This is a genomic window from Lactococcus sp. DD01 (assembly GCF_001578715.1).
Lineage (GTDB): Bacteria > Bacillota > Bacilli > Lactobacillales > Streptococcaceae > Lactococcus > Lactococcus petauri.
On the sequence record NZ_KQ968939.1, the window covers coordinates 315,950 to 325,820 of the forward strand.

General features: G+C 39.3%; 10 protein-coding genes. 9 read left to right on the forward strand and 1 reads right to left on the reverse strand.

Annotation, left to right across the window (positions count from 1 at the left end; all coding sequences use genetic code 11):
* Positions 1-847: DUF6273 domain-containing protein (locus LACDD01_RS11965; protein ID WP_197458020.1), on the forward strand; the 847-nt coding region annotated here is incomplete at its 5' end.
* An 87-nt stretch (positions 848-934) separates the two neighbouring features.
* Here LACDD01_RS11965 and treR read toward each other — a convergent pair.
* Positions 935-1,651: a trehalose operon repressor gene (gene treR, locus LACDD01_RS01575; protein ID WP_019293567.1), complete on the reverse strand. Its 717-nt coding sequence runs from the start codon at positions 1,649-1,651 to the stop codon at positions 935-937.
* A gap of 129 nt (positions 1,652-1,780) precedes the next feature.
* Here treR and LACDD01_RS01580 point away from each other — a divergent pair, with 129 nt between their 5' ends.
* The 8 genes from LACDD01_RS01580 to LACDD01_RS01615 all read left to right on the forward strand — a co-directional run.
* Positions 1,781-2,266: a PTS sugar transporter subunit IIA gene (locus tag LACDD01_RS01580; RefSeq protein ID WP_061412980.1), complete on the forward strand. Its 486-nt coding sequence runs from the start codon at positions 1,781-1,783 to the stop codon at positions 2,264-2,266.
* Positions 2,267-2,278: 12 nt separating this feature from the next.
* A complete protein-coding gene (locus tag LACDD01_RS01585) occupies positions 2,279-3,823 on the forward strand; it encodes a PTS transporter subunit EIIC (protein WP_061412982.1) in 1,545 nt (514 codons plus the stop codon).
* A 19-nt stretch (positions 3,824-3,842) separates the two neighbouring features.
* Positions 3,843-5,453 carry an alpha,alpha-phosphotrehalase gene (gene treC, locus LACDD01_RS01590; protein ID WP_061412984.1) on the forward strand — a complete coding sequence of 537 codons (1,611 nt, stop codon included), beginning with the start codon at positions 3,843-3,845 and terminating at the stop codon, positions 5,451-5,453.
* Between the two features lie 86 nt (positions 5,454-5,539).
* Positions 5,540-6,232 (forward strand): YjjG family noncanonical pyrimidine nucleotidase, encoded by a 693-nt coding sequence (locus tag LACDD01_RS01595; RefSeq protein ID WP_061412986.1) that lies wholly within the window; start codon positions 5,540-5,542, stop codon positions 6,230-6,232.
* Positions 6,233-6,335: 103 nt separating this feature from the next.
* The gene (gene purD / locus LACDD01_RS01600; RefSeq protein ID WP_061412988.1) at positions 6,336-7,568 is read left to right on the forward strand and encodes a phosphoribosylamine--glycine ligase; all 1,233 of its coding nucleotides are present in this window, start codon (positions 6,336-6,338) and stop codon (positions 7,566-7,568) included.
* Positions 7,569-7,570: 2 nt separating this feature from the next.
* Positions 7,571-8,056, forward strand: coding sequence for a 5-(carboxyamino)imidazole ribonucleotide mutase (gene purE / locus LACDD01_RS01605; RefSeq protein ID WP_061412990.1), 486 nt, complete (start codon positions 7,571-7,573; stop codon positions 8,054-8,056).
* Between the two features lie 122 nt (positions 8,057-8,178).
* A complete protein-coding gene (purK, locus tag LACDD01_RS01610; RefSeq protein ID WP_061412991.1) occupies positions 8,179-9,297 on the forward strand; it encodes a 5-(carboxyamino)imidazole ribonucleotide synthase in 1,119 nt (372 codons plus the stop codon).
* 42 nt (positions 9,298-9,339) lie between these two features.
* On the forward strand, positions 9,340-9,871 hold a 532-nt coding region (locus LACDD01_RS01615; protein WP_061414117.1), incomplete at its 3' end, for a glycoside hydrolase family 125 protein.

The following is a 9,871-nucleotide window of genomic DNA, read 5'->3' on the forward strand; positions in this document are numbered from 1 at the left end:
CGAAGCGACCGGCTGGGCTTACTGGGCGAATAGGCTTAACCCCGGACAAGCGACTTCTTACTTGATAGATGAGGCACGCATGGAAGATGCGGCTCGGGCGATTCAAGGTTCTTACTATTATGCCATTCATGTCGACAGTGAATTAATCAATGTCAGTGCAGAACGTTTTTCCCATGAAGACCAAGCTTCTGCGGACTTGGAAGAACTTCTTGACCGTATCAGAGTCGGTGCCGATGGCAATGCTTCACCACAATTTCCTGCCCCTGTCAGAGATTTTACCTTTAGTGAGATGCGTCCAAGACGTATCTTTACGATGGGAGGACAGCAATTTCGCTATCTGGAAGAAATACCCGGTGGGAATCATATGATTATCCGTAATGGTAGAATCGCTGATGAAATGAATTGGGAAGCCCAAGAAGCTGAACTTAACAGATGGTACCTTGAAGATTTCCTTGCAGAAGAGCCAGAGATTGAGCAGTACGTTGCACCAGTAGCCAGCACTTTCACTACAGGAATGTTGGATTTTAATACCACTGATCGAAGAGCTAATGGGGTTATTTATAATCTGAATACCTTCGACACTCCTTTTGCAGATAGGACAAGTGTTGTTTCAAGCGGTGTTCGACGTGCCTTTGCGCTTTCTGTAGCTGATGTGAATCATTTGACTCAGACTGGTAGTTTCACTGTTGGAGATCGTGCAGCCGCTGGTGGTATGGCCTATTGGTTACGTACCCCCTCTTCTACGGAAGGCTGGGCTTGGGGTGTGAATGCTGTTGGCACCTGGGGTCACAGTACTCGTAGCTATATAAATAGGGGAATCCGTCCAGCCCTCATTCTTCATCAGTAACGCAAGTGTACATAAAAAGTCGAGAAAGACAACTTTCTCGACTTTTTGTTTGCATTATAACAGGCAACATAATCCCACAACCTCATCTCAATGTTTCTGCCGTCTCGAAAACTCAGTAAAGCGAAACTTATCTACCTGATGTCGGCTTTCTGTATACTGGAAAACATTATTATTGGCGAGATAAACATGACTGCGCACACTCACGACATGGCGATCCTTAGGGTTCAAATCCAAATAAGTTTTATCTTCATCATTGACAAAATCAATTGTGATTTCTTTTTGAGCATATGAAATATCAAGATGAACATGATCTTCGAGGTAAGCATATAGAGAAGACTTTACTTTTTCTCTGGTCATATCAGGTGCTGCAGAAGCTAAAATATAGTCGCGGTCTAGGATAACGAACTGCTCATCAATATTTCGTCGGCGGAGGATATGAAAAGCTTGAGAGCCTTCTTCAAAAAAAGAAAGTTCTGAGAGGTCTTTATCTACAGTTATTTTTTCAAAAATTAATATTTCAGTGGTTGAGCTGAAGTTTAAAGAATCTTTGAGCTCTTTGAAAGAAGTTAACCCTGAAATGGGGAACATCAATCTCTCTCTTGGAATAACAATGGAGCCAAAGCCGTGACGGCGTTGTATAATCCCGTTTTCTTCCAAGATTTTGAGTGCTTGTCGTACCGTTGCACGGCTTGTTTGATAGAGCACTGTAAGCTGGTTTTCACTGGGCAAGAGCTCATTTTCGGGATATCTTCCTTCATGAATTTTTTTCTCCAAATCCCGAAGAATAATTTCGTACTTTTTCATAACCTAAGTGTAACAAAAAAGCACTTTAAGTTAAAGTAAAAATATAACCGCTTGCAAAACCGCTTTCATTTTGCTATTATAAACTTGTACGTACAAGTTGTAATTTGTTTTTATTAAAGGAGAATAAAAATGTTTGGTTTTGGAAAGAAAAAAAGTGTAAGTGAGGACAAGAACCTTTATACACCTTTAGCGGGTACAGTTATTGATTTGGAAAAGGTTTCCGACCCTGTATTTGCCAAAAAAGTTATGGGGGAAGGTTATGCCATTGAACCCACCAGTAGTGACATTGTCAGTCCAGTAGCAGGAGAAGTCAGTCTAGTACAAGGACATGCTATCGGCTTCACGCGCGCAGATGGTTTAGAAGTGTTGCTTCATCTAGGAATTGATACAGTAAGTTTAAATGGACAACCTTTTCAGATTAAGGTTAAGGTGGGCGATATAGTCGACGGCGGCGATGCTCTGGGACAGGTCAATTGGAAAGAAGTGGAAGCAGCGGGTTTACCACTTACGAGTATGGTTTTAATTACAAATACAAATGAAAAGCTCGATAGTCTTACTGTTAAAAAAGGAATTGCTCAAGCAGGTGATCTGTTGGGTCAAGCAACTGCAAAATAAAAAGGAGAAATCATGGCAGATTACAAAAAATTAGCAACAGAAATTATTGCTGCTGTTGGTGGTGAGGAAAATATCACAAAGGTGATTCACTGTATCACACGCTTACGTTTCTATTTAGTCGACAAAGAAAAAGCAGACGATAAAAAACTTGAAGCAATGGATGGTGTAGCCGGGGTTGTCTACAATGCAAATCTGGGGCAGTACCAAGTCGTTATCGGTCAAGCTGTTGAGGATGTCTATGACGAAATTGTGGCCCAGCTGGGCAGTCGTGTAGTGGATGGCGAAAGTAGTGAAGAAGTCGAGGAAACAAAAGTTTCTAAAAATCCAATCATTCGTGCTTTTCAAGTTGTAGTTGGAACAATTACGGGATCAATGATGCCGATTATTGGTTTATTAGCTGCTGGTGGTATGATTAATGGGATTCTTAACATGTTTGTTAAAGGAAACCATATTTTTGAACTTATTAGTCCGACAGATCCAACCTATATTATTATTTCAACAATGGCGATGGCACCATTCTACTTCCTTCCTGTCTTGGTCGGCTATGCCGCTGCTAAGCAGTTAGGTTCAGACCCATTTGTCGTGGCTGCAGTTGGTGGATTTATGATTCACCCTGCTTTACAAGGCTTAGTTGCAGCACCTAATGTTATTGAGAAAGGAGAGATTGTAGCTGGAAAAGCACCAGTCGTTATGGAATTATTTGGCGTAACTTTTAATACAAGTTATTTTAATATTCCTGTTAGTCTACCCAATTATGCCTATACTATTTTCCCGATTATTGTAGCAGCTTGGATGGCTAAACCAATCGGTGCTTGGCTTAAGAAACACATGCCTTTAGCACTTCGTTCGATCTTTGTACCGATGATTACTTTCTTTGTTGTGGCTTCATTGGTACTCTTGTTGGTAGGACCCGTAATTAGTATTGTTTCCTCTGCGCTTGCTTCAGTCATTACAGGCTTGATTAATCTTAATCTCACAATAGCAGGAGCAATTATTGGTGGACTTTACCAAGTTCTAGTTATCTTTGGCCTCCATTGGTTGGTTATTCCTATCTTGACTCAACAAATCGTAACAACAGGAGAATCAAACATTAACATGATTGTTTCCTTTACAATGTTAGCACAAGGTGCTGGTGCTCTAGCTGTCTTTCTCAAAACACGCCAACAAAGTCTGAAAGGGTTAGCCTTACCAGCAGCGATTTCGGCTTTTTGTGGGGTAACTGAGCCAGCCATGTATGGGATTAACTTGAAATATATTCGTGTTTTCATTATGAGTTCGATTGGTGCAGCTGCAGGCGCTGGGGTTGCTGGATTATTTGATCTGCGTATGTACGGCTTCTCAGGCTCACTTATTGGTTTCCCTAACTTTGCTGCAACGACAAATCCTTTGACTCATGCTGCAGGTAACCCTAACAACTTTATCTATTTTTGGATTGCGACAGCTGTTTGTATTGTTGTATCCATGACATTGGTTTGGTTCTTTGGCTTTAAAGATTCAGATACAATGGGAACAGGACTTGAAAAGAAAAACGTCTTTAAATCAGCCGTAAATAAATAAGAAACAAAAGGAAAAAACTATGACATTGAGTGAAAAAGTCATCTATCAAATTTACCCTAAATCATTTTTAGACACTACAGGAAATGGTATTGGTGATCTCAGAGGAGTAACGGAAAAATTACCTTATTTGGCGGAATTAGGAATCGATATGATTTGGCTTAATCCTTTTTATCCCAGCCCGCAAAGAGATAATGGTTATGATATTTCTGACTATACTAATATAGATCCAGTATTTGGTGATTTTAAAGATTTTGACCAAATGGTAGCACGTGGTAAAGAGTTAGGTATTGAATTTATGTTGGATATGGTTTTGAATCATGTTTCAACAGAACATGAATGGTTTAAAAAAGCACTTGCCGGTGATAAATATTACCAAGATTTCTTCATTCTTAGTGATGAACCTACGGATTGGGTGTCGAAATTTGGTGGCAATGCTTGGGCGCCATTTGGCGATACTGGTAAATATTATCTTCATCTTTATGATATTTCTCAAGCCGACTTAAATTGGCGTAATCCCAATGTTCGCAAAGAACTGTTTGAAGTTGTCAATTTTTGGCGTGGTAAAGGTATATCAGGCTTTCGCTTTGACGTGATTAACGTTATTGGAAAAGACGAAATACTTAAAAACAATCCAGAATTTGATGGGAAATTTGAGTACACTGATAAACCAATCACGCATGAATATTTGAAAATGCTCAATGCTGCTACTTTTGGCCAAGATGAACATGCCATAACTGTGGGAGAAATGAGCTCAACGTCCATCGAAAACAGTATTCTCTATACACAACCGGAGCGAAGAGAACTCAGTATGGTTTTTAATTTCCATCATCTAAAAACAGATTACAAAGATGGTGATAAATGGACCAAAGTTCCCTTTGATTTTCAAGCGCTCAAAGAGCTTTTCCATGAATGGGGCGAAAAAATGTCACAAGGTGGCGGCTGGAATGCTACTTTTTGGAATAATCATGATCAACCTCGAGCGCTCAATCGTTTTGTGGATGTGAAAAATTTCCGTATAAAAGGAGCAACAATGCTAGCTGCTGCGATTCATCTCAGCCGTGGCACACCTTTTATTTATATGGGTGAAGAAATTGGTATGATTGATCCTGACTATGATTCTGTTGCTGATTACCAAGATTTAGAAGCTTTGAATGCTTACGAAAGACTTTTGAAACAAGGAAAAACAGAATCCGAAGCGTTTGAAATAATCAGCAGTAAATCACGTGACAATTCAAGAACACCGATGCAATGGGACGATAGCGCAAATGCGGGCTTTAGCAAAGGAGAGCCATGGCTGAAGTTGGGCAAACATACCGACATTAATCTGAAAAGAGATAAAAACGGAGAAATCTATAATTTCTATAAAGAAATGATTCGTTTACGAAAAACGGAAAAAATTATTTCTGAGGGAGATTATAAAGCTGCACTTAAAGATTCAGAGCACATTTATGCTTTTGTACGTGAATATAAAGGCCAACTTTTACTTGTACTGAATAACTTTGCCAATCACAGCGTGAACTTTACTTTGCTACAGGGTTTTGAAGATGCAGAAGTCTTCGTTAATAACTATGATTCATATAAGTCTGAAACACTGGCACCTTATCAGTCGGTTGCTTTATTAGCCAGATAGTGACCGTTATAAAAGTCTCTTTTGTTGAAAAAATACGATGAAATCGTTAAACTAGAGCTATCATAAATTTTTAGAAAGAGATGAAAATGACTGTATTACTTTTTGACATAGACAACACACTTCTTGATTTTGATAAGGCAGAGTACATGGCTTTAGGCAAAATCTTTGAGCAATACCATATTGAAGATACAAAAGAAAACAGAGCCATCTACTCACGTGAAAATAAAGCACTTTGGCGAAGTCATGAAGCAGGAGAAATCAGTCGTGAAGAGCTTCTTTCTACACGTTTTGCTAATGCTTTTAGAGCTTTGGGAGTTAAAGAAGCTTACGATGCTTCGGCTGTTGATGCAGCTTACCAACTTCACTTGGCTCAAGGTCATGAATTGATGGACCACGCTATGGAACTTTTGGATTGCCTGGCGCAAGAAGCAACAGAAATGTACATTGTTAGTAATGGTACATCAAAAGTTTCTCGCCCACGAATTTTAGAGTCTGGCATTGCCGGATATTTCAAAGAAATATTTATCAGTGAAGAAATTGGAAAACACAAGCCATCAAAAGAATTCTTTGATTATGTATTTGAACATATCGATCATGCTGCGGATAAAGATTTTGCGATTGTTGGTGATACCTTAGCTACAGATATACTAGGCGGAAAAAATGCAGGTATTAAAACAATTTGGTATAATCCTAAACACTTAGAGGCGCAAAAAGATTTAACACCAGATTGTGTTATCGAAGATTTATTAGAAATACCTTTTCTACCTGTCCTTGCTTGATAATTCCGAACAATGGAATAGGAATATATTTAGAAAAGCCCCCTGGGGCTTTTTCTTTTTCTCTAAATATCTTAAGATAGAAGTGAGAAGAAAGTGAGGAAATATGAGGGTTTTAGTTGTTGGCTCAGGTGGGCGTGAACATGCACTTGCACGAAAATTTGCAAAAAGTGAAAAAATAGAGAAAGTTTTTATTTGCCCAGGAAATGTGGGTATGGCGGAGGAAAAGCTGGAAAATGTAGCTATTTCCGAACTTGAAAATCATCTATTGGTAGACTTTGCGAAGAAGAAAAAAGTAGACTTGACTTTTGTTGGTCCAGAAACAGCATTGATGAACGGCATTGTGGATGCTTTCTTAGACGAAGGGTTGCTTATATTTGGACCGAGAGCTGAAGCTGCTCAAATCGAAGGCAGTAAAACTTTTGCTAAGTCAATAATGAAAAAATACGGCGTACCCACAGCAGACTACGAGAGTTTTACGGATCTCGGAAAGGCTCTAAATTACGTTGAGACAAAAGGTGCACCTATTGTTATCAAGGCAGATGGCTTAGCTGCAGGAAAAGGCGTCACAGTTGCCATGGATTTAGAAGCAGCAAAAGCTGCTTTAGAAGATATTTTCCAGACAAAAGCAGCAAAAGTTGTGGTAGAAGAATACCTTGATGGCGAAGAGTTTTCACTTTTTAGCTTAGTACATGATGGAAAGATATACCCGTTACCTATTGCGCAAGATCACAAACGTGCCTTTGATGGCGATCGAGGGCCAAATACAGGGGGGATGGGTGCTTATGCACCTGTACCTCATATTTCAGATGCTGTAGTACAAGAAGCCATAGAAAAAATTGTTCAGCCAACTGTGGCTGGGTTAGAGGCGGAGAATAAGCCTTTTACTGGTATTCTTTATGCCGGATTAATATTGACATCCGAAGGTGTCAAAACGATTGAATTTAATGCTCGCTTTGGTGACCCAGAAACGCAAGTGGTTCTAGAAACTATTACAAGTGATTTTTTTGAAAATATATTGGATATCTTACAAGGACGAGAGCCAAACTTGATCTGTAATACCGAAGAAGTTACCTTAGGAGTAGTTGTAGCAAATCAGGGCTATCCCGATGCTTCAACAAAGAGTGTTGTTCTACCAGAGCTACAGGATTTGAACTGTTATTATGCTGGTGTTATAAGAAAAGATGGTCAGCTCCTTTCAAAAGGGGGACGCATATACATGGTTACCGAAACCGGCAAAGAGATAAAAAGTATTCAAAAATCACTTTACGAGAAATTAGATAAGTTAGACAATACAGGGATGTTTTATCGTAAAGACATTGGAAATAAAGGAGTATAAAAATGGCAGATGTTGCAGTAATTATGGGATCACTTTCAGATTGGGAGACAATGAAACAAGCGACTCATATTTTGGAGGAGTTCGGTATCGATTTTGACAAAAAGGTCGTCTCCGCTCACCGGACACCAGAAATTATGATGAATTTTGCGAAAAATGCGGAGCAACAAGGCTATAAGCTCATAATTGCTGGCGCAGGAGGTGCGGCACATTTACCTGGAATGGTTGCTGCAATGACACTTCTTCCTGTTATTGGTGTGCCTATTCAATCACGTGCCTTATCTGGCTTAGATAGCCTTTACTCCATCGTCCAGATGCCAGGTGGAGTTCCTGTTGCTAGTATGGCTATAGGCACTTCAGGAGCCAAAAATGCAGCTCTCTATGCTATTCAGATTTTGGCACTTGCTGATAAAAGCTTAGTAGAAAAATTGAAAAAATATAGAAAAGAAGCAGCCGATATATCAGTCTCTTCAACTAAAGAATTGTTGTAAACTTTTAATTTAAAAACGAGCGTAATATTTGTAAAAATATTTTGATTTTAGTAAACAAAAATCCGGATAATATGCGGATTTATTTTTAAACTATCCGAAAAGAATAGGGAGAACAAAGAAAAATGGCCTATAATAAGAATATGCAACATAAGAAAAAAACAATTGGAATTATTGGTGGTGGGCAGTTGGGCCAAATGATGGCTATTTCTGCACAATATATGGGCCATAAAGTGATTACACTCGATCCAAATCCGAACTGTTCCGCAGCAAAGTGTTCGGATGAGTTGATTATTGCGGAATATGATGATGTTGATGCGCTTCTTAAGCTAGCTTATGCTTGTGATCTGATAACCTATGAGTTTGAAAATGTATCGGCTAGCGGTTTACATCAGCTTGATGCCTGTGTCGCTATTCCGCAAGGCATTCGATTATTAGAAATCACGCAAAATCGCCGGTTAGAAAAAGAGTTTTTAGAACAATGTGGCGTGAAAATAGCCCCGTGGAAACTCGTAGAAAATGCTCAAGATCTTCCAGAGCAAGTAACAAAAAAACAAGTATTAAAAACAACAATGGGCGGCTATGATGGACACGGTCAAGTTGTTTTGAAATCTGATGAGGATTTGAAAGAGGCCATGAAGTTAGCAGAGAGTGCAGAATGTGTACTGGAGGAATTTGTTGATTTTGATTGTGAGATTTCTTTAATTATTAGTGGGAATGGTAAGGATTTTGTGACCTTCCCCCTTTGTCAAAATGAACATATTAATAATATTCTACACCGTACCATTGCTCCTGCTCCCGTACCTCTTGAGGTCAGCGAAAAGGCTAAAGGTTTGGCGCTGGCGATAGCTAAAGAGCTCCAGCTTTCAGGGACACTTTGTGTAGAAATGTTTCTGACAGCAGCGGGCGAGATTTATGTAAATGAACTTGCCCCACGTCCCCATAACTCGGGACACTATACAATAGAGGCTTGTGATTTTTCACAATTTGACTTACATATCAAGGGAATTCTCGGCGAGGAATTGCCGCAACCTCGCCTATTGAAAAAAGCCATTATGCTCAATATTCTGGGACAGGATGTTCCCCAAATGGAGCAATTGGCTCATAAAAGGCCTGAATGGCATATCCATGATTATGGAAAGTTGGAAGCGAAGGCCGATAGAAAAATGGGGCATGTGACGATACTGACAGATGATTTTACAGAAAGTCTGAAAGAAATATCCCGTTTAAAAATATGGGAATGATTTACAGGAAGGAAGAAGAGGATGCACACAATCAGGCTGTCGATGGAAAGTCGAAAAACAATTTTTCGAATCGAAACGCTGAGTGAAGAAATAAATCCTGAATGGACACTTATTTTTCGCAGGATATTCAAAGATAGACTGGTAAGTTATTTAGAAGAGCAAGAGAAAACGAAGCTTGGTCTCTTGCTTCAAGGAGAGACAACTTTCTGGCTACAACATTCCGCTATGCAGGCAACTTTATTTGTACCGCTGGCTTCACATGATGAAAAAATTAGGGATATCATCGTCCACTTATTAAAGCTACATTTTGAGTTTATCAATGCAAATTATTCTTCTTTAAAAACAAAGTGCAATCCTTTAAGTTGCTCGGAACTTTATCAGTTAGCGTATACATTACAGATGGCTTATATCTTTTATTTACGGACAGAGGAAATTTGTCAGTTTAGTCTGCTCTTCACTTCAGCTGCAGCACGAGTTTTAAACGTTTGGGAACAAGGGATAATACGTTCAAACTTAAATGGAGTGATGGGAAAGAATCTATGTATCGAGGCAGCCAGTCACTTAGAAGAAATCT

Excerpts from the sequence above, each read along its gene's own strand:
- treR (WP_019293567.1), bottom strand. The coding sequence starts at position 1,651 with ATGAAAAAGTACGAAATTATTCTTCGGGATTTGGAGAAAAAAATTCAT.
- LACDD01_RS01580 (WP_061412980.1), top strand. The coding sequence starts at position 1,781 with ATGTTTGGTTTTGGAAAGAAAAAAAGTGTAAGTGAGGACAAGAACCTT.
- LACDD01_RS01585 (WP_061412982.1), top strand. The coding sequence starts at position 2,279 with ATGGCAGATTACAAAAAATTAGCAACAGAAATTATTGCTGCTGTTGGT.
- treC (WP_061412984.1), top strand. The coding sequence starts at position 3,843 with ATGACATTGAGTGAAAAAGTCATCTATCAAATTTACCCTAAATCATTT.
- LACDD01_RS01595 (WP_061412986.1), top strand. The coding sequence starts at position 5,540 with ATGACTGTATTACTTTTTGACATAGACAACACACTTCTTGATTTTGAT.
- purD (WP_061412988.1), top strand. The coding sequence starts at position 6,336 with ATGAGGGTTTTAGTTGTTGGCTCAGGTGGGCGTGAACATGCACTTGCA.
- purE (WP_061412990.1), top strand. The coding sequence starts at position 7,571 with ATGGCAGATGTTGCAGTAATTATGGGATCACTTTCAGATTGGGAGACA.
- purK (WP_061412991.1), top strand. The coding sequence starts at position 8,179 with ATGGCCTATAATAAGAATATGCAACATAAGAAAAAAACAATTGGAATT.